The organism is Desulfitobacterium sp. PCE1 (genome assembly GCF_000384015.1).
Taxonomy (GTDB): Bacteria; Bacillota; Desulfitobacteriia; order Desulfitobacteriales; family Desulfitobacteriaceae; genus Desulfitobacterium; species Desulfitobacterium dehalogenans.
This window is the reverse complement of the sequence record NZ_KB913023.1, coordinates 1,254,065-1,273,796: the sequence shown is the minus strand read 5'-3', so window position 1 is coordinate 1,273,796 and position 19,732 is coordinate 1,254,065. Positions and strand designations below refer to the sequence as shown.

At 43.6% G+C, this 19,732-nt stretch carries 19 protein-coding genes, 1 pseudogene and 1 riboswitch; of the genes and pseudogenes, 4 read left to right on the top strand and 16 right to left on the bottom strand.

Annotated features, from left to right (window positions below; all coding sequences use genetic code 11):
* Window positions 1–38: 38 nt before the first annotated feature.
* Window positions 39–3,848 carry a phosphoribosylformylglycinamidine synthase gene (locus DESPCE1_RS0106320; protein ID WP_019849848.1) on the bottom strand — a complete coding sequence of 1,270 codons (3,810 nt, stop codon included), beginning with the start codon at window positions 3,846–3,848 and terminating at the stop codon, window positions 39–41.
* A 270-nt stretch (window positions 3,849–4,118) separates the two neighbouring features.
* A riboswitch (purine riboswitch) is annotated at window positions 4,119–4,220 on the bottom strand.
* 296 nt (window positions 4,221–4,516) lie between these two features.
* On the opposite strand from DESPCE1_RS0106320, the gene DESPCE1_RS0106315 reads away from it, so the two are divergent.
* Entirely contained in the window at window positions 4,517–6,451 is a 1,935-nt protein-coding gene (locus DESPCE1_RS0106315) for a cell wall-binding repeat-containing protein (protein WP_019849847.1), read from the top strand.
* Between the two features lie 94 nt (window positions 6,452–6,545).
* Entirely contained in the window at window positions 6,546–6,665 is a 120-nt protein-coding gene (locus DESPCE1_RS0106310) for a DUF4023 family protein (protein WP_014793277.1), read from the top strand.
* A gap of 152 nt (window positions 6,666–6,817) precedes the next feature.
* Here the strand turns inward: DESPCE1_RS0106310 and guaA are convergent, their stop codons facing one another.
* From guaA to DESPCE1_RS0106295, 3 genes are all read right to left on the bottom strand, one after another.
* Window positions 6,818–8,350, bottom strand: a complete 1,533-nt coding sequence (gene guaA / locus DESPCE1_RS0106305) for a glutamine-hydrolyzing GMP synthase (protein ID WP_019849846.1) — start codon at window positions 8,348–8,350, stop codon at window positions 6,818–6,820.
* 116 nt (window positions 8,351–8,466) lie between these two features.
* Window positions 8,467–9,012, bottom strand: a complete 546-nt coding sequence (gene hpt / locus DESPCE1_RS0106300) for a hypoxanthine phosphoribosyltransferase (protein ID WP_019849845.1) — start codon at window positions 9,010–9,012, stop codon at window positions 8,467–8,469.
* A 234-nt stretch (window positions 9,013–9,246) separates the two neighbouring features.
* Window positions 9,247–9,912: a hypothetical protein gene (locus tag DESPCE1_RS0106295; RefSeq protein ID WP_019849844.1), complete on the bottom strand. Its 666-nt coding sequence runs from the start codon at window positions 9,910–9,912 to the stop codon at window positions 9,247–9,249.
* A 191-nt stretch (window positions 9,913–10,103) separates the two neighbouring features.
* Between DESPCE1_RS0106295 and DESPCE1_RS0106290 the strand changes: the two genes are divergently transcribed.
* Window positions 10,104–10,598, top strand: a complete 495-nt coding sequence (locus DESPCE1_RS0106290; RefSeq protein ID WP_019849843.1) for a hypothetical protein — start codon at window positions 10,104–10,106, stop codon at window positions 10,596–10,598.
* Window positions 10,599–10,799: 201 nt separating this feature from the next.
* Window positions 10,800–11,078, top strand: a complete 279-nt coding sequence (locus DESPCE1_RS0106285) for a hypothetical protein (protein ID WP_019849842.1) — start codon at window positions 10,800–10,802, stop codon at window positions 11,076–11,078.
* A 126-nt stretch (window positions 11,079–11,204) separates the two neighbouring features.
* Here the strand turns inward: DESPCE1_RS0106285 and DESPCE1_RS0106280 are convergent, their stop codons facing one another.
* The 12 genes and pseudogenes from DESPCE1_RS0106280 to DESPCE1_RS21080 form a co-directional block, all read right to left on the bottom strand.
* Window positions 11,205–11,744 (bottom strand): DUF3231 family protein, encoded by a 540-nt coding sequence (locus DESPCE1_RS0106280; protein ID WP_014793271.1) that lies wholly within the window; start codon window positions 11,742–11,744, stop codon window positions 11,205–11,207.
* A 141-nt stretch (window positions 11,745–11,885) separates the two neighbouring features.
* A complete protein-coding gene (ltrA, locus tag DESPCE1_RS0106275; protein ID WP_019849841.1) occupies window positions 11,886–13,424 on the bottom strand; it encodes a group II intron reverse transcriptase/maturase in 1,539 nt (512 codons plus the stop codon).
* Window positions 13,425–14,083: 659 nt separating this feature from the next.
* The gene (locus DESPCE1_RS0106270; RefSeq protein ID WP_014793270.1) at window positions 14,084–14,314 is read right to left on the bottom strand and encodes a hypothetical protein; all 231 of its coding nucleotides are present in this window, start codon (window positions 14,312–14,314) and stop codon (window positions 14,084–14,086) included.
* A 294-nt stretch (window positions 14,315–14,608) separates the two neighbouring features.
* Window positions 14,609–14,971 (bottom strand): hypothetical protein, encoded by a 363-nt coding sequence (locus tag DESPCE1_RS0106265; RefSeq protein ID WP_019849840.1) that lies wholly within the window; start codon window positions 14,969–14,971, stop codon window positions 14,609–14,611.
* A 13-nt stretch (window positions 14,972–14,984) separates the two neighbouring features.
* Window positions 14,985–15,695, bottom strand: a pseudogene (locus DESPCE1_RS22370) (N-acetylmuramoyl-L-alanine amidase).
* A gap of 5 nt (window positions 15,696–15,700) precedes the next feature.
* Window positions 15,701–15,997: a hypothetical protein gene (locus DESPCE1_RS0106255; protein WP_014793267.1), complete on the bottom strand. Its 297-nt coding sequence runs from the start codon at window positions 15,995–15,997 to the stop codon at window positions 15,701–15,703.
* A gap of 124 nt (window positions 15,998–16,121) precedes the next feature.
* A complete protein-coding gene (locus DESPCE1_RS23170; RefSeq protein WP_019849837.1) occupies window positions 16,122–16,298 on the bottom strand; it encodes a hypothetical protein in 177 nt (58 codons plus the stop codon).
* A 12-nt stretch (window positions 16,299–16,310) separates the two neighbouring features.
* Entirely contained in the window at window positions 16,311–16,649 is a 339-nt protein-coding gene (locus DESPCE1_RS0106245; protein ID WP_019849836.1) for a hypothetical protein, read from the bottom strand.
* Between the two features lie 14 nt (window positions 16,650–16,663).
* Window positions 16,664–17,779 (bottom strand): hypothetical protein, encoded by a 1,116-nt coding sequence (locus DESPCE1_RS22050; protein WP_019849835.1) that lies wholly within the window; start codon window positions 17,777–17,779, stop codon window positions 16,664–16,666.
* Window positions 17,780–17,861: 82 nt separating this feature from the next.
* The gene (locus DESPCE1_RS22935) at window positions 17,862–18,020 is read right to left on the bottom strand and encodes a hypothetical protein (RefSeq protein WP_019849834.1); all 159 of its coding nucleotides are present in this window, start codon (window positions 18,018–18,020) and stop codon (window positions 17,862–17,864) included.
* A gap of 11 nt (window positions 18,021–18,031) precedes the next feature.
* Window positions 18,032–18,235 carry a hypothetical protein gene (locus DESPCE1_RS0106230; RefSeq protein ID WP_019849833.1) on the bottom strand — a complete coding sequence of 68 codons (204 nt, stop codon included), beginning with the start codon at window positions 18,233–18,235 and terminating at the stop codon, window positions 18,032–18,034.
* A 12-nt stretch (window positions 18,236–18,247) separates the two neighbouring features.
* Window positions 18,248–19,732 carry a hypothetical protein gene (locus DESPCE1_RS21080; protein WP_019849832.1) on the bottom strand — a complete coding sequence of 495 codons (1,485 nt, stop codon included), beginning with the start codon at window positions 19,730–19,732 and terminating at the stop codon, window positions 18,248–18,250.

The following is a 19,732-nucleotide window of genomic DNA, read 5'->3' as shown; positions in this document are numbered from 1 at the left end:
TATTACTTTGTCCTTTGTTTAATCAATAGGTGACACTATTATCCCCTAAAATAATTCACGCCGCCTTCGAAAATCGGCTGATATTTATTCCCGCTAATATTAATGGCCACACCTTCACCCACACGTTCGGAGTGCCCCATCTTACCTAAGACGCGGCCATCAGGACTAGTGATCCCTTCGATAGCCTCATAGGAGCCATTGGGATTATAAAGGACATCATTGCTGGGATGACCTTGGTGGTCCACATATTGAGTAGCCACTTGCCCCCGTTCCATCAGCTTTCGGATCACATCCGGGTTGGCCACAAACCGTCCTTCCCCATGGGATACGGGGATAGTATGAATATCTCCTAACTCCATACCGCTGAACCAGGGAGATAAGGTGGAGACCACTTTGGTCTGCACCATACAGGAAACATGGCGTCCGATTTTATTATAGGTTAGAGTTGGAGCATCTTCATCCAGATCCATGATTTCTCCATAAGGCAATAAACCTAATTTAATCAAAGCTTGGAACCCATTACAGACTCCCAGCATTAATCCATCTCTTTGGTTGAGCAATCTCATGACAGCTTCCTTAATTCGGGGATTACGGAACATAGTGGCTATAAATTTCCCTGAACCGTCAGGCTCGTCCCCGGCACTGAAACCACCGGGCAGCATGACCATTTGTGCTCGTTCTATCCCTTTGACAATTCCGGCGATGGATTGCTCCACATGATCAGGGGTCAGATTGCGAATGACTAAGGTCTCAACCAAAGCCCCCGCCTTTGTGAACGCTCGTGCCGAATCATACTCACAATTCGTACCTGGAAAGACAGGGATAAACACCCTGGGCCTGGCAATCTTGGTAGATGGCCTTTGTAAATTCCGTTCCTCAAAGGACATCCTTTGAGGCTGTCCCGCACTTTTAGTTTTTGTGGGGAAAATTCTTTCTAATGGTTTTTCCCAAGCTTTAAAGGCTTCATCTAAGGAGATTTCGACTCCATTGAGTTCGATGGCAGGCTTTTCTTGAGTGCTGCCCAGAACCACATACTTGACTTCACCAAAAGCATTCTGAAGATCAACCGCTGCAGGAATTTCTAAAATGATGGATCCGTAATCCGTCCGGAATAAGTCTGCTACTGCCATAGGCGAACAGAACCTCATGCCGACCAGATTGCCAAAGGCCATCCTGGTCAGAGCGGCGGCCAGTCCCCCCATTCTTACAGTGTGGGAAGAGAGAACTTTACCTGAACGAATGAGTTCATGAACCTTATCATAATTAGCAGCTAGATGCTCAAAATCAATCACTTCATCTTTATCCCGCCTTGCAGGAATCAGGACCACTTGGCTGCCTGCTTGTTTAAACTCCTGGGAGATTACATCGCCTGTATTTAATACTCCCACTGCAAAAGCCACCAAGGTGGGAGGCACATGCAGATCCATAAACGTTCCGGACATACTGTCCTTACCGCCAATGGCCGGAATTCCCAGCTTCTTTTGGGCATAGAAGGCTCCCAAGAGAGCGGAGAAAGGTTTTCCCCATTTTTGAGGTTCCTTGCCCAGTTTTTCAAAATACTCTTGCAGGGTTAAACGAATGCCTCGATAGTCGGCTCCCAGTGCTACCATTTTTGTAACCGCTTCCACTACTGCGTATAAAGCACCGTGGAAGGGACTCCACTTAGCACATTGGGGATTATATCCGTAGGTCATAGCTGTAGCTGTATGAGTATCTCCAGACTCTACAGGAATCTTCGCCACCATTCCTTCAGCTGGGGTAGCTTGATATTTTCCGCCGAAGGGCATCAGTACTGTATTCGCTCCAATGGTACTGTCAAAACGTTCTACCAGACCTTTTTGACTGCAGACATTCAGATCTTCTAAATTAGCCAACCAAGCTTCATATAGAGCATTATCGCCTGAAGCATGTTTCCCGAGCTTCTCTTCAACGGCTTTCGGCAACCGACTAAAATGGTTCTCTTTACTTTCAGGAAGCAGCACCGACACATCCGCTTTTTGTTTTACACCGTTAGTGTTTAGAAACTCCCGGCTGATATCCACAATGGTTTTGCCTCGCCAGGTCATATTTAAGCGAGGATTCTCACTGACCTTGGCAACTAAAGTGGCTTCAAGATTTTCCTCATCTGCATACTCGACGAAGGCCTCTAAGTTTTCAGCTGCGATGACCACTGCCATTCGCTCCTGGGATTCAGAGATGGCCAGCTCCGTGCCATCCAGGCCCTCATATTTTTTGGGAACTGCGTCCAGGTTGATCTCCAAACCATCCGTCAATTCTCCAATGGCCACCGATACTCCACCTGCTCCAAAGTCATTACATTTTTTAATCATAGTGCTGACTTTAGGGTTACGGAAGAGGCGTTGAATTTTTCTCTCTGTAGGAGGATTCCCTTTTTGGACTTCTGCTCCACAGCTGGCTAATGATTCCATGGTATGCTCTTTGGAAGAGCCCGTAGCTCCTCCGCAGCCGTCCCGGCCTGTGCGCCCTCCCACTAAAACCACGACATCTCCGGGCTGCGGTGCTTCCCGGACCACATTTTTCCTAGGAGCTGCAGCGATGACTGCACCGATCTCCATCCGTTTTGCGATAAAACCTTCATCATAAACTTCTGCAACTTGCCCAGTGGCTAAACCGATTTGGTTGCCGTAAGAACTGTAACCAGCTGCTGCAACTGTAGTGATCTTTCTTTGGGGCAGTTTTCCTGGTAGGGTTTCTTCCACTTTTGTCCGGGGATCGCCGCTTCCGGTAACCCGCATGGCCTGATAGACATAAGTCCGCCCGGATAAGGGATCCCGTATGGCCCCGCCAAGACAGGTAGCCGCTCCCCCAAAGGGCTCGATTTCTGTGGGATGATTATGGGTTTCATTTTTAAACATAACCAGCCATTCTTCACTCTTGCCATCCACATCCACATTGACAACAATACTACACGCATTGATTTCATCGGACTCGTCGAGATCTTGAAGAAGCCCCTTCTTTTTGAGCTCCTTCATTCCGATAACGGCCAAATCCATCAGACAGACATCCCGGCTTTGAGCTTTTTCCCCATAAACCAGCTCCCGGGATCCCATATACTCCTCATAGGCTTTCTGAATAGGCGCCGCAAACTCTCCTTCCTCGATATAGATATTTTGCAATTGTGTAAAAAAGGTCGTATGGCGGCAATGATCCGACCAATAGGTATCAATGACTCGAATTTCCGTGATGGTGGGGTCCCGTTTTTCCTCATCCCGAAAATACCCCTGACAGAAAGCCAGGTCCTCCAGGCTCATGGCCAAGCCTGCTCCCTGATAGAATTCTTCCAACTCTACCTTCTTCATTCCGATAAAACCCTCAATAATTTCGACATCCTCAGGTAGCTCAGATACAAAAGCGAGGGTTTCAGGTTTCTCCAAGCCGGCCTCCCGGGATTCCACAGGATTGATACAATATTGCTTAATTCGTTCCAGTTCATCTTCCGTGATCTGCCCCTTAAGAACAATCACTTTGGCGGAAGCGATCTCCGGACGCTCTTTTTGGGTGAGGATCTGAACGCATTGGATCGCCGAATCCGCCCGTTGGTCATATTGACCTGGAAGGTATTCCATGGCAAATACGTGGTCTTGGGAAGAAAGCACGAGTTCTTCATCATAGATCCAATCCACGGTCGGTTCGGAAAAAATGATCGTTCTGGCCTGAGCGTATTCCTCAGATGTAATACCTGCCACATCGTATCGGTTAATGATTCTTAGCTCTTTTAAGCCTTTGATACCCAGATTTTCCTGAAGATCCTGCAATAACCCCTGAGCCTCGATATTAAAACCGGGCTTCTTCTCCACATAAATACGTTTTACAGTTTGCAGTTCCATGATACCCTCCCTATTCTATGTCTTCTATGATATGACTCATAAACAATGAAACAATAATTGGCTAAAAAACAAACGGGTAGATTCCACTTGACTAAAAGAGTGAAACCTACCCGCCTGGGCTTTTTGTCCACGACCATTCACCACTAGGCTCCAGCTCTTTAGCGGGTGCAAGCAGCGAAAAGTTGTAATCCAACAGCAAGCTAAGGTCCACTCCTTTGAGAAGCCACCTTAGTACACACAGCCATCAGACTTGTGCCGCTCGGGTAAGACCCTAGGCACACTTTCGCTCATAGTCAGGCCATTTACGGCAGCCTGGTAGAAACTTGCAGACCCTATCTCCGCGATTATATGAACGCCCTATTTAAATTTTTACGTATCTTTGTAGAAACTACCTTCTGGAATAATTGTACCGTTTCTTAATTCAACGGTCAACACTTTTTCGAACATTTTATTTGTTTTGAGTTAAATCGTTCGGCTTTTGCAACTAGAATCTCTGCGTCCTTCCAAAGGCACTGTCAATAAATTCGTTTTTTACACAAGTTCTCCTTAAAATCACTCCCCCCAAAATAACGCTGCATATTCTTATATAAAAAACCTCTAAGATTCTATATAAGAAAAAGGATTTCGGAAGTTTATTGTGAATATATTAACTATGGAGAGTGATTCACTTGAAACAAGAAAAACGAACTTTACTCATTTCAATTCTCATGGTCTTTTTCACTTTTCTGGGAGGAAATAACCTTGAAGCAAGTACATTTGCTCCCAAGGATACTCCGGAACCTCCCCTCCTAACCTATCAGGGAGCCAGTGGTGTAGAAATTCGCAGCTATGTGCCGGGTTATGACCTAGACAAGCTCGAAGAAATATATAATGAGTTCACGAAGAATACCATAGGTGAGGAAATCGCCTTTTTATCTCATATTAATCTTTACCCTGATTATCCCAGAGGAACTGATACTGTAGGTATGTGGTATGGGGAATGGTTTAGAGACCAACTCGCTCCAGGGCGCTATATTGACCTCTTTGGAGTGGGAGACGATAACCCCTATGTCTTAAACACCCTTTCCCATGAATACGGCCACCATTTTCTCTATTATTATCTGAATAAAAAAGAAGGTATAACCACTAATTACCTTGATTCTCACTATGCAAAAATCCGCAATCTCACTTATTATGCAGAAGTCAATAACGGTGACCACTGCTGGTCGGTCTTGGAAATTGCTGCTGAAGACTACGTACAGCTTTTTGGCAGCCCAGATTTAATCCGGATCCGCTCCTATCAGTATACCCCCCAAGAAAATACCCATATCCCCTTAGCCTGGGAAGTTCCCGGGCTCTATGATTATTTTGTTAATCTTTCAGGGCTAAAAGGCAAAAAGGACCAGGAGGCTCCAAGTAAACCCTTGCTCCAATTAACCGAAGTAACGCCCAGCGGGCTCTTTTTCCAATGGGAAGAATCTACGGATGACTCCTGTGGGCCTCTCACCTATTCTGTGGTAGGCGTAACTCAACCTACTAAAGACTCTATCGTCAAATACCTGATGAATATTACTAAGGAAAACAATCAATATAAATCCTCCCTCAGCAGAAAACAATTAAGGGAGGATCGTGTTGAGGACATCTTAGTTAAACTTATTGTCATGGACCAAAGCGGCAATGCCGTGTCCAGTAACATCCAGATTGATTTGAACCATCCCGAAAATTACTTTTCTTATGTGTTCCCCGGTCAAAGAATCTGTGGAATCGATCGCTATAGAACCTCCGTCGCTATATCCCAAGAAACCTTTCCTCAGGGCTCCGCTTGTGCCATCCTCGTGACCGGTGAAAATTTCCCGGATGCTCTCTCCGCTGCTCCCCTAGCCCAAAAATATAATGCGCCCATTCTCTTAACTTCCTCCAAAACCCTTGACCTCTATACCAAAGCTGAGATCAAGCGTTTAGGAGCTGAAAACATCATCATTATCGGTGGGACCGGGGCGGTTTCCCAAGGGATCGAGGAATCCCTAAAAAGCAAAGGAATCTCTGTCCGCAGAATCGAGGGTACCTCCCGTTATGAAACCTCCTTAGCCATTGCTAAGGAACTGGGCAATTTCAAGGAGTTCTTCGTCTGTACCGGTGAAAACTTTCCTGACGCTTTATCTGCAGCTGCAGTGGCTGCTAGCGAAGGCATGCCAGTTCTGCTCACACCGTCCAATAATTTACCTGAAAGGTTTTTAGAGTTTATTGAAGACCATGACCCAACCCAACCTTATGTGGTGGGGGGAACAGGGGTTATTAGCAATCATGTTTTCAACCAACTCCCTCATGCCAAACGTTTATCCGGAAATGACCGTTACGAAACCAACCTGGCCATCCTTGAGGAGTTCAGTTTGTCTTTTACCGGTAATACTGCCTACCTAGTCACCGGAACCAATTATCCTGATGCCCTCTCCGGTTCTGTTCTAGCCGCTCAGATGAAATCTCCGATTCTCTTAGCGGGCACTAACCTGACCAATGAAGCCAAGTCTTATTTGTCTTCAAAGGGGTTAAATGACCAAAATGTACAAATCATCGGTGGGAGTGGAGTTGTTAGTGATAGCCTGTTAAAAAAGATCATTGAATAATTACATGCCAAAACTTTACTTAATTCATCCTAAGCATGTTTTAAGAGATTCATGGTTAAAGTAATTAATGATTACATATAGAGGAGGTCTAACCATGAACTTCGTCGATAAATTTAACGAAGACAAAAAGAAGGCAGAAGAAAACCAAAAGCATCAAGGTAAGGGCAATCCTGACCGGAAGTTACCTAATAAGCAGCATAGCACAAACAAGTAGTAATTTTTCTAAGATAACACCTTAAGTCTGAAAGCTGGTAGACAAGGAAGCGGTTATGAATCACAAATGCCTGTGAAATCATAACCGCTTTTCAATAACCAATTTGATCAATCACGCTACTCCATGTGAATCGTAATTTAGCCAAACCTCATTTATTCCCACTCAATGGTGCCAGGGGGCTTGGAGGTAATATCATACACGACCCTATTGACACCTTTTACTTCATTAACAATGCGGGTGGAGATCTTCTCCATCAGTTCATAGGGAAGTCTTGCCCAATCCGCTGTCATAGCATCCTCACTGGTGACAGCACGAACAACGATGGGATAGGCGTAGGTCCGACCATCTCCCATGACTCCAACACTTTTTATGGTAGGAAGAACGGCGAAGGATTGCCATATCTCTTTATAAAGCCCCGCATTGCGGACTTCTTCCACGATGATGGCATCAGCTTCCCGAAGGATGTCCAGTTTTTCTTCCGTAACTTCGCCGATAATGCGAATCGCCAGTCCCGGTCCGGGGAAAGGCTGCCGCCAGACGATCTCATCAGGGATTCCTAACTCAGTACCTACTTCACGAACTTCGTCCTTAAAAAGCATATCCAAAGGCTCAATCAGCTCAAACTGCATATCTTCAGGGAGTCCGCCTACATTATGATGACTCTTAATGGTCTCTGCTGTATCTGTACCGCTCTCCACGATATCTGGATAAAGGGTACCTTGGACTAAGAAATCGATCTGCCCTAATTTGCGAGCCTCATCTTCAAAAAGACGAATGAACTCATTCCCGATACCGATCCTTTTGGTCTCAGGGTCGGACACCCCGCCGATCTTGGCCATGAAACGTTCCCGAGCATTCACAAAAATCAAATTAAGATGGAATTGCTCGGTAAAAATTTTCTTGACCTGTTCCGGTTCATTCTTACGCATAAATCCATGATCCACAAAAACGCAGGTCAGTTGGTCGCCGATGGCTTTGTGAACGAGAACAGCCGCTACAGAAGAGTCTACACCCCCACTGAGAGCGCAGAGAACTTGACGGTCCCCTACTTTCTCCCGGATGGCTTTGACTTGGGCGTCGATAAAGGACTCCATGGTCCAATTTCCATGGCATCCGCAAATATCAAATAAGAAGTGCTCAAGCATAGCTTGCCCATCTGGGGTATGCTTGACTTCCGGATGGAACTGAACTCCATAAAAATGGCGTTTTTCATCCATCATCGCAGCTACTGGAGTATGGTCTGTATGAGCAGCGACAACGAAACCTTCAGGAAGCTTGGTTACCGAATCCCCGTGGCTCATCCAGCATTGAAGTTCCCCTCCCAGGCCTTTCCAGAGGTCCTTGGCTTGGTCCACATGGAGCATAGCTTTACCGTATTCCCGAACCTCGGGATGGAGAACCTTTCCTCCCAGTTGAACAGCCATCAACTGCATGCCATAACAAATACCGAAGATGGGAATGCCTAGTTCATAGATTCTTTCGTCCACCTTAGGTGCCCCTTCTTGGTTGACGCTGGCAGGCCCACCGGAAAAAATGATTCCTTTGGGGTTTCTCGCCTTAATCTCCTCCACAGGTGTCTTATATGATATCATCTCTGAGTACACATGAGCTTCTCTGACACGCCGAGCAATCAACTGATTATATTGGCCACCAAAATCCAGAACCAGCACGAGTTCTTGAGCCATCCTTGTACCTCCGTCCTTTTTATCAGAATTCATCAAAGTAATGTTAAGAAGTATGCTTAAAAGAGCTCGGCAAATCTACCGAAGCTCTATTTTTGTCCATGCTCCAACTTCGTCCTTTAGCCTTCAGAGCTATAAGCTTCCGGCTTAAGAACACCAACATAGGGCAAGTTGCGATACTGCTCATCAAAATCAAGCCCATACCCTACCACGAATTCATCTGGAATCGTAAAGCCATTATAATCCGGCACTACTTCAGCCTTGCGGCGCTCCGGCTTGTCCAGCAAAGTAACCACCTTAATACTGAGAGGATTCCGTGCAGCTAAATTCTCTTTTAAGTACTTCAAAGTCAGCCCTGTATCAATGATATCTTCAACAATTAATATATGATGATCCTCTACACTGCGTTCCAAATCCTTAAGAATCCTTACCACACCGGAAGAGTGCGTAGAAGCACCGTAGCTGGAAACAGCCATAAAGTCATATTTCAAAGGAATTTTAATCTCCCGGATCAAATCCGCCATGAAGGGGACTGCTCCTTTGAGAATCGCTAGAACTAATAAATTTTCACCTTTATAATCACGGGTGATTTCTTCACCCAGCTCTACAACTCGTCTTTGAATTTCTTCACGGCTGAGCAATACCTTGCCAATCTTTTCCTCCACCCAATCACACCTCCACAAACTAAAAAAACTCATTCTAGAAATAAAATTATAACAGAGGCATTACATCGAGTCAAACGAAAAGCGAACGATTTGTAGAGTTTAAACACCAAGGTACGGATAGGATAAGATAGAAGAAACAAAACTAAGAGGCGTTCCAAAGTTTTTCTTGGAAGCCTCTTTTATCAGCACAAGTTTGACCTTTCTAAGTTTAATTTCTAAAGAAAATGTTTCCTGTTAATTACTAATGGGTACAGAAATATTCATTGTTTCACCGTAATCTTTAAAATCCATCGCTAAGGACATCATCTGACCATCGGTCTTGCTCTTAGCTTCGATAATGACTCGGTGAATCAATTTATCTTTTTTACCAATGAACATAATATAGGCGAAATCGGTCCAACCATTTTCCATGATCTGATTTTGAATCGTAGGGTTAAATTTCAATACCCAAGTATTAACCTTATCCAGCTTCTCTTGTCCTTGAAGCATCACCTCACCATACTCTTTAAATTGCAGAGATGATAATGGATTGAGCTCCGCCAGAAAGACTTCATGGGCAGCTGGGACACTGGGATACCGAATCCACCTTTTAGTGAATGGGTCTTGCATATAGAGACCTTCGCCGGTAAGAATCATTTCCGTTTTTGTGCCCACAATCTCCCCTGAGATTCGAGTGTTCCCACCGTCCTTTTCTCCTAAAATCTGATTGAGTATGCGATCCTTTCCTTCTACCGTTTGATGTTGGATCATAGTGTAGCGAAAAGAGGTCGCTTGAGTCAATTCTTCTAGGCCGTGTGTAAGTAACTCTGTGGGGTTGGGTTTCCATAAAAGTTTCCCCGCAATTCCCCCTAGCAACACGGTACTGAATAAGATGAGTAACAGTATGCCTCTTTTCTTCATATGCCGGCCCCCCTGGCGGAGTTCTTATCACACTTTATGTGTTTTCAGGTTGCCCTATTCCATGGTAAATTTTACTCTTTTAGTATCTTCCTATGCTTTTAGATGGAATCGGGTCGTAACAACGAACTGTCTTTGGACATATCATGTATCAGCAAAAATTGTCATAAACCGGAAAAGGAGGCTCAATTACCATGCTATTCGGTAAAAATAATGTCGCTAATCCGCCGCCATTGTTCGATTCCTTTCCCCTGGGCACACGCCTGCAAATCGGTGTGGATGCCGGTTATTGGATCGGCGACCTTGCAGGTATTCGAAATAATTCAGTTATCATAAACAAGGCCCAACTTTTTGATAATTCAGGATCTCCCATTGAAGAATTACGTTCTACAGCACAAATCCCCCTCAAGCTCATCTCCTTTGTCAGCGAGGCTCCGGAAAATATACCAGCAAAACTCCACAGCAAAGAAATAGGTAATATTAGCGTCAAAGAGCATCGCAAACAGTTCTTCACCAAAATGGGCATAATAAAAAGTCTGGATAAATCCGCGGATAAACTCGCTGAATTTATAATAAGAATTAATGAATCCGCTCAATTACTTTTTAATAATGTCTTCGGTTCGAATTCTTCAAATCTTATGCAAAATGCTGAGAATGAAAATGACAGCAATAATAACACTCACGACTAATCAACAGTCGAAGGGCTCATATGCAAAAAACAGGAAGGTTTGAAAATCACCTTCCTGTTTCTCTTAAATCTTTTATCTCTGATGAAGTAACCCTTGTCAATCATGTACATATATTAAAGAGAGGAATAGCATAAATCTAACCCTACTTCTCATCTTATGAAGCCACAGTGATGTGGTAAGAAATGAAAGGGGATCGATATTATGTTATTCGGTCAGAATAATATACTCATTACAGCTTTATTCAAGAGCTTTGACCTGGGAACAAAGTTGGAAGTGGGAGTCGGAACTCGCTATTGGGTCGGCAACTTCGCGGGATGTTGTGATGGAGTTATTATTCTAAGAGAAGCCCAGTTTCGTTCCAATTCATGCAGTCCAATTATCGGGGCTAGACGAACTGTTCGAATTCCCATCGGACAAATTAATTTTGTCAGTCAAGGAGGCTGCCAGAAATGGCCGCGGCTGTGTAAAGAGAAAAAATAATTCACTCTATATCTCTTGACGTTTTAAAAGATTGGAGCACACTATGTGATCCAATCTTTTTTTGTCAGAAGGGAGCTGATGATCACGAAGAATCCGCAATTCATCAACTCCCCTTTATCTGGTTTTTTAATGTGTGATTTTAGCAACGTGAGGCAGCCAGCCGCGATTAATCATCAACTGCAGGAGGCGGTAGTTCCAATCCAGGCTTTCATCCAGGAATCTGCGGAACATAACTCCAATATGCAATTGGTAGGAGCTGTGCAGAGCTGCTAGGATATTAATCTGAGCGGCTTTGGCCATGGTTCCGATGGCAGCCGCAATTTCCATATCCGTCATTCGAGCATCTTCAGGAATATTCAAATTCTCCTTATGCATTTTATGATTGGTGAAGTGGAATTGGGGAACCTGGGCATTGCTTTCTTTCAAAAGTCCTTCGCACTCTTCAATTAAAGGGCGTGTAAGCTTTTCCATAGCTTCTTCGATGCGTTCTTTCAGTTCAGAATCCTGAGCATGGTTATACATAATCTCTAGAGTACATAAATTATGTCGTCCCTGAGAGATTATACCGTAAATACCCCCACCCTCGAGATAGTTAACAGGCTCCCGGTCGACAATACCCTGCACTGTCGCACGAGTAGCAGATTGAACTTTATCCATTATGGTCATAGGACTCCCTCCTTGAAATGACTTTACATAGCTATTAATGTACAGATTTGGAGTATTTATTCTTTGTATAAGATATTTGCTTACTTTTGCCACAAAATCTTACAATCGACTAAAGAAAAGGGATTACTCCCTTTCCCTCGTCTAAGAACCGTACGTGAGAGTTTCCCGCTCATACGGCTCAAGCATTTCTTCACCATTTCTGGCGGCAAATAGTGACGTTAGTTTCGTTTTTCTCTTCATGAAGTACTCACTGTCTATAAAAGGATTTTGAGAAATCTTCAACTTAGGGTGGCGGATGATATCTATCCTTCTTAAATTGATAAGGCTGTATTCATCCGTCATGAACAACCATCTCTTCCCATTCTTTTCATGCCAATATTTATTAAGTCTCCACCATTTATTTTTGTTGGGGTGCCGGTGTTTTGCCCATTGTTGCAGAAGGAGATAGAGTGTGTTATTGATGTAAGAAAAGGCTCGGCTTGCCACAACGTGTCTATGATAGTTGGTCCATCCTCGGATAACTTGATTAAGTCTTCGGATTAATTCCGATTGACTGCTTGCTTTTCCTTCTTTCAAAATGATTGTAGCACATTTCTTTGTCAGGGCTTTGATGGAATTCTTTGATGGTTTAACAATCAATTTTCCTTTGAACTTTCGAAATGTCCAGCCAAGAAAGTTAAAACCGTCGTCTATATGCGTGATCATGGTTTTCTCTTCCGATAGGGTGAGTCCCCGGACTTTAAGAAATTGGCTTACCATCTCTTTGAGTTCTTCCGCTATTTCTTTGGTGTTTGCAGTGATGATAAAGTCATCTGCATATCGCACTAGATTGACTTTTGTCTTAGCGCGATAGTGATTTTCTATGTTGCCCTTGGAATTTCGATGGTATTTGTCTTGAATCAGTTGTTCAAGACCATCTAATGTCATGTTGGCATATAGACTAGAGATGGCCCCTCCTTGGGGTGAACCTGTGTCGGTAGGAAATAGGTTGCCCTTGTATATGAACCCTGATCTTAGAAATTGCTTCATGACCCTTAGGTCCATCGGAATATTCTGTTGCAACCAGCTATGGTTGATGTTGTCAAAGCACCCTTTGATGTCTCCTTCTAATATCCATGTCGGAGAACATTGCCTCGCTAGTACACAAAATATCTGTTCACAGGCATCTTTAGCACTTCTCCCTTTGCGAAAACCAAAGGATATGGAGTCTCCTGTGGTTTCAGCTATAGGTTCGAGTGCCAGAGCGTAGAGTGTCTGCATAGCTCTGTCATACATAGTAGGGATTCCCAAGGGTCGTTTCTTGTTTTTGCCTTTCTTTTCAATAAACACTCGCCTGAGGGGTTTTGCTTTGTAGTGTTTGTCTGTAAGGGCCAATACAGCCTTCATCTTTGACGCTGCGGTTGACCAGAGTTTTTTGTCTACCCCAGAGGTGTTTTTCCCCTTATTTGATGTGACTTTTTTGACTGCATAGGCTTTGGCATAAAATGAGTGGGTGAGTAGATACTGTAAGCGTTTGACCTTGTTCTTGTCACCCTGCACTGTTGCCTTGGCAATTCTGGTTTGTAGCCTATTAACTTCATTTTGCACCTGTACCCAATCAATGGATTCCCATTGACGAGCAAGTGTGTTTCTGTCTTTTAGTCTCTCGGTTTTATCCGTCGTTGAATTACTAAAATTCATAAGTTTACCATCCGTTCCTGCCAAGAAATACCACAGGATAAGTCAGCACCCTTTCAGGTTAGGGCAAAGTTTGAACCCCTATCTTCTTTCGTTACAAAAGGAGCGTTTGCTTTTTATCCTTTTCTTCTGCCCTCTATGCCGTTTCTTTTCCTTGCGGTTGGATACCTCATTGTCGTGAGGAGCATGTAGGGTTTACCAAGTTCCGCATGATACATAATTGTGAAAGCCTTAGGAGCCACCTTTGAACCGGGAGTGCTTTATCCATTCGCATTGGTTTGCCAGTTCGCCGTTGCTCGACTCCTTACCTTTTGGTCGAAGCGTTTCAGCCTATTTCGCTTCCTCCAGCGTAACGATTCCTACAGTGATTCACTTTACGTTCTCCATAGCTTTCTTACTCTAGCAGTTATCCCAGATTTAGGCTTCTTGGACTTCCACATTGTCTTGTGAGCTGTCTAACCCAGACGTTACCATCCACGCTAGTCACAATAGAGTTACCCCGAATGGATGGGGTAGCCTTTCGGCAATATATCAAGCGACTTCTTGTCGCACCTGGTAACCCTAATCATTATGCAAACTCCACCAAAGCCCATATTCAAAGAGAAAAAGACCTCACAAGAAGTTCTTTCTGAACTTTCGTGAGGTCTGGCTTTTATGTTTAATTATATATCAGTTATCCTTATGTTATCCCGAAGCTCACGCACTGTTAACTCATTAAGCGTTTTAAACTCATCAAGTCCTTTTCTCATTTGCTCACACGCATCTACAAAGCCGTCGTAATTAACGCTTTTATTTTCTCCATACAGCTGCTTAGTTCTTTCATTAAACACGAGCAAGCAATTTTCCAGACGTGTATATATTTTATCGTAGTAATAAACCTCTAATTCTTTCATAATGAATTACCTCGCTTATACAGTCGTTTCCTGTTGCCTTCATTGGCATAAATATGTATAATTCAGTTGGGTATTACCCTATAGGGTAATTCTATAGGAAGCCAAGTGCTCTGGGGAGGGTAATTGGCTTCTTATTTATTTTTCTTTGGTGATTTCTAGTTTGTTCTTTCCATATCACACCCCCTCAAGAACATATATTTCCTTTATATTAGAACATATGTTCCTTTGTTGTTCAAGGGGTAATTTGTCGAATGCCTTTTATTCTATTGGATAAGCGAGAGAGGGCTTTGTGAGTTATTCAGGATCAGTTTCCTTACGGTCCTTAACTCGTGCCTGGATGGGCTTTTCGTCTAGGTTCAAAAAATAATCTTTTGCTTCCTCATATAATTTATTGGCTAGCTCAACAAACATCTTATTGGTAATAAATATCTTTACATACTTCGGCAGCAGTTGATAACCTCGCTCTACCACGAAGCCGAACTTTTCCTCACCGGTCTGCAACGCATACTCTTCAGCTTGCTTCTCTAACCTCAGCATCAGCGAGAGCAAAATTTTACCCGCTTTTGCCCTTCCCTGACTAAGCAAATAAATAATAAAAGCTGCCACAACAAGTAGCAGCCCCCAAAAATTCTGGACATAACCTAAGGCAGTTTCCATGGTTGATCCCCCTTTATAATCCTAATTTCGCAGTCGCTACCCGGTCACTCCCGGCATAGTAGTAATTCCCGTTGCCGTTTGTCCCCTGTACCCCAATCCAGTGCTTATTCACGGCTTGGATTTCATCTGCAAAGGCCTTATGGACCATCGGGCACTTGAGCTTAAAGCTGAGCAAAAGCGCAGCTCCTACATCCCCATCGGCGTAGATTACGAGGTTATCCACTTCATGATCTCCCTTCAAATCAGCAAATAACTTAGCCCAGGGGAACTTAGCCCCTGGGCAGTTTGGTCTGTTGACACTGTCAATTCTGTAATGACCTATAATATGGTCACTGTCCGTCTTTATTGCCGGATATTTAGTCAGCAGCTCCCGATGGAGCCATAACGTTGCCTGATACTGAGCTTCTGTCAGCCCGTCCCCCGGCCTTCCTTCGTGTTCAATGCCGATGGTATAGAAATTAGGGTTCGTTCCGTCATATAGGTTCCAATTCGGTTGGTTCACTATGCCGGCATGTCAGGCTGTGTTCTTATCTTCGACCAACTGCAATATGCGACCGTTTCTTAAGACAAGGTAATGTGCACTTGCTTGGGATTCAGGATTCTGCAACCAGTTTAGGCAGCCTGGATAATAGCCGGCAGTGATATGGTCCACAATGTCCAACGGCTTACGGCCATTGCGCCCGGATCTAAAGTTTGGTGTGCCTACCCATTCAATTTGTGGCATTTGATTTACTCTTCTTTCTGCTCGATGCGGTCAATCCTCTTGTGAGCCTGTTTAGATGACTCTTCAACTCGAGTAAGGCGTTCGCCCATGACATCCATGCGCTGCCCTTGTGCCCGCTGCTCTATCCGGATATCGTCTACCCCGCGTTTTAAATATTCCATGTCCATCCGGATTACTGTATCTATTTCTGCATCTTTTCTGACTTCGTTTTTAGCTTCCTTTGCCCTTGCCGACCAACCTAAGATGATTCCGGACAAAGTTGCTACAATCCCAATTAGGGCTGTGATAACTGTAAAGTCCAAAGGCTATCACCTCTTTCAAGCTTGTACATTATATGAATTACGCATCACTATTGTGATTAACCTATTTTGAAGCATAAAAAATACGCCCTATGTGGCGTTCTTGGCGTTGCGCAAAATGGGTCTATTATGCAACATCTGAGATTACATCCCCATACCTATCGGCAATCAAAATGGCGTCCGTATCAGCTTTATATGGCTGATAAATTGGGAATGAGAAGATTTGATTGTAGTAGGTCTTCGCAGCCTCTATACCTTGAGTTGTGTACTTTGTTTTAATACGATCAGCAAAATAAACAACCATCTTTATTCCTCCTTATATTGGTAATGTTAGTTGCCCAATTTGTAGTAGGGTAAAATCGAGCACTTCTTGAGTGGATGCTAATTGCGCCTGTAGGCCAGCAATTATAGAATCCTTTTCTTGCAGTTGGCCAAATAATTCTCGGACAGCCTCACTTTGAACCATTACACTATAGCCATTGATAGTTCTATCGGGATTTACTGAAGTTAAGGTTATATATTTTATTATGTGGTCATTTTCTTGCAGCATGTCGCTATCGCTAAGTGCATAATCGTATCCATCTGGTAGCTGCGTTGGTTCAGTCGAGGTTACCTGTGTTACGTACAGATCCAACTTTCTATACACTAAATACATAATGGACCTCCTCCCTATTTTTGAAAGAAAACTTTCCTTATAGTGGTATACAGTGTAGAATACGTGCTGTACGCTCTTCTAAATGCACTGAAAAAGAAACTACCTGAGAGATTTGATATATTCAAAGCATATACTTTATAGCCACTAGTAGATTCTACTTGAATATATCTTTCCCATAAAAACCAGTCACGTGTCGTAGCGAGGCCGAATTGAAACTCTAAATAGCTTGCCATGTTATTAGAATCGCCTATCTCAACTACCAACCATGTATAAGGCGTTACATCGATCATGAATGGAGTAATGATTTTACCAGCGACATCCTTACCATCACCTATAGCTGTCATTTTAATTCCTGAACTTAGGTACTCTACTTTAAACTTGGCTGGGTCGTAGGCCAATATTGGTTCGAGGTTACTATTATGCTCTGGTCCCATGTATATAGGATAATCCACATACCTAGCATAACTTTCATACGGGCTGTAATATTTAATTCCGCTTAATCCAAATATGCTTGTTCCATACTCTAAATTTCTTGGAGTAAAATTAGGGTCATCAGCAAAAAAACCATGCTCATCATTAGCCCACGCAGAGCCAAGATAAGCACCTCTTGGAGCAGAAAAATGTGCTCTACCTGCCATTGGAGCTGTAATTGCTAATCTTCTCCAACCACCATATTCTTCACTTCCACGAATTGGTATCTGCCCGTTTTGTATTCCAGTCCCTGTGCCTATTGTATAGCCCTGAAGAAGCTGCGCACCCGTACCTGTTCCATACTCACCCCCTTCACCCAAGAACTGAAAAACCAAACCAGTATAAACCAAGTGAACAATTTGTCCGGCTTTGATGTTACCAGATGATAAGGCACTCCCATTACCCTTGACAATGCTTTTTGCACCCAGGCCGTTAATATTTAGCGTACTGGCTCCTGTATTGGCATTGGTGAACTTGACCTTGACACTCAGTCCCTCCGATAATGATGTAATTCCTGTGATGGATGCCGTGTACGTATTTGTGCCAGACGCTGTGGCATAGCCGATATGCTGCTCTTTATCCGCCTCATGCGCAGCAAAATCATCTATTTTTTGTAATAATAATGGATGCAATTCTTCTTTCGTAATTTTTCCGGCCATTATTTCACCTTCCTTATAAAGTAAATCATCCCTCTTTATGTCGCATTAAGGGTCTATTACGCAGTGATAATCTCCTGAACTATTATGCGGCATCGAGAGCGTTAATCATACCGATGAGTTCCGTGTACTCATCCTCATTAAGTTCTCCGACAGCATAAAAGGTATTAGCCTTTCTCCGCAGAGATTCAGCGGTTTCGGTTCTTTTTTCTATAGCCTTTTTTAATAATTGATAGGCACTCATCTAAATTCCTCCTAAAGCATTAGTTCTAATAACGCAGTCTGATATTTTGTTTCCAATAAGGTTTCTTCTGTTATATCTTCTATGTTTGGGGTATCTGAAAAAACAAGAAAATTTCCTTCAACAATGTTTTGCTCTTCGATTAGGATTTTATCTTTATTCGCATCTAATATTTCCTGTCTATTTATTTGGTCTGTGTACTGTATCTTGGTAATCACTATTTCCCCTCCTTATGCCGAAGCGGTTGTCACTGGAATTGCGCAACATAATTTGAAATGTTTAACTGAAGAGGTCCCAGGGCCGGAATCCATCCATCCGTAAATAGCAATTGTATCCCCAGACACAAATTCTATATCTTCTGTAAAAGTTGTATATGATGATGAATTTTTTTGCCTTTCTGTACCAACAGCAATTCCGTTTTTATAAATTATAACATTCGCTGTGCCACTACCATATATTTGGGCGAAATCGAATTTAACCCTTACTATACCGGAAGCTCCATTTATTGTTCGTGCATAAATTTTTAATGGGGAGTTTCTACTACCTGTAGTACCTGTTTGCGAAGTATTTGCTCCACTATCATAAAAAGCGGCATCACCGGCTGTCATTACAGTTACATCTACGGCAGTTCCAGCCACACCTCCTATTGTGTTACCGGATAAAATCTTGCTGGCCAGCGCCGCCGCCAACTCTGCTGTAATCGTCCCGCCCGGACTATATCCTGCTGGGACTACCTTTGTTGGCTTTGCACTGCCCGTGATTTGTAGGGTTGCGGTCTGGGAGGAGTTACTTGGCATTGTTCCTGTTCTTTTAGTTTTTGGGTCGGTATTGTAGTAAGTATATCCATTCAAAACTTGTGCATCACCCGCATTCCCTGTGAGTTTCACCTCCCCCTTACCCTGTAATATAAAATTTGTGCCATCATACCGCAGGGTATAGATCCCACCTGATGCTAAATCCCCTGACGCTACAGCCATTCCATCAGGGTTCTTTATAGATTTCGCGCCCTTGCCATTCCAGTTTAGAGTGGCCGCGCCTGTGTTGGCCGCATGAATTTTAACCGCAATGGCCACTCCAGCCACCAAGGCAGGGAGAGCCGGAGTAGTAGAGGCTGTATAAGCATTCGCGCTCCCAGCAGTAACAGCGTAGGGTATCTGTTGCGTAAAATCCGCCAAATGTGTAGCAAATGTATCATACCCCGCCACTCCTCCAGGGATATCCTTTTTCATCTCATCAGCCATCTTCGACTCTGTCACAGTATCATTAGCCAGCACTGCCGCAGATATCGCTCCATCCGGACCGATAGGCACGTTCTTCCATACCTGAATAAATATTTCCGTTCCTATATTTACTCCTTCTGCCAATCGAACTGTCTTTGGGTCAATGATACTGTATCGCTCCGTGCTCAACACCGTGCTATTCTGGGCAACAGTCACCGTGTCTGTTTCCTTGACGAAGGTTTCCAAAGGTATTTCAAAATCAGTCTGATCTTGTTGAGCAGCCAGTACATATGAATAGGTTACCAGTTTGGGGATACCGGTAGCAGTAACCAGTTGAATCTGCTGATCGGTGTAGGCCTTGCTGATTTGTTCCGCTTCTCCAATCTGCTCTTCCAGAACAGCTAATCCAGCTGTGGCTTCATTCATTTCTTGCCCCAACTGGTTAAAATCTTCCTCGGTGACAATTTCACCATATTGCCAATTTGTCTTTGCCAT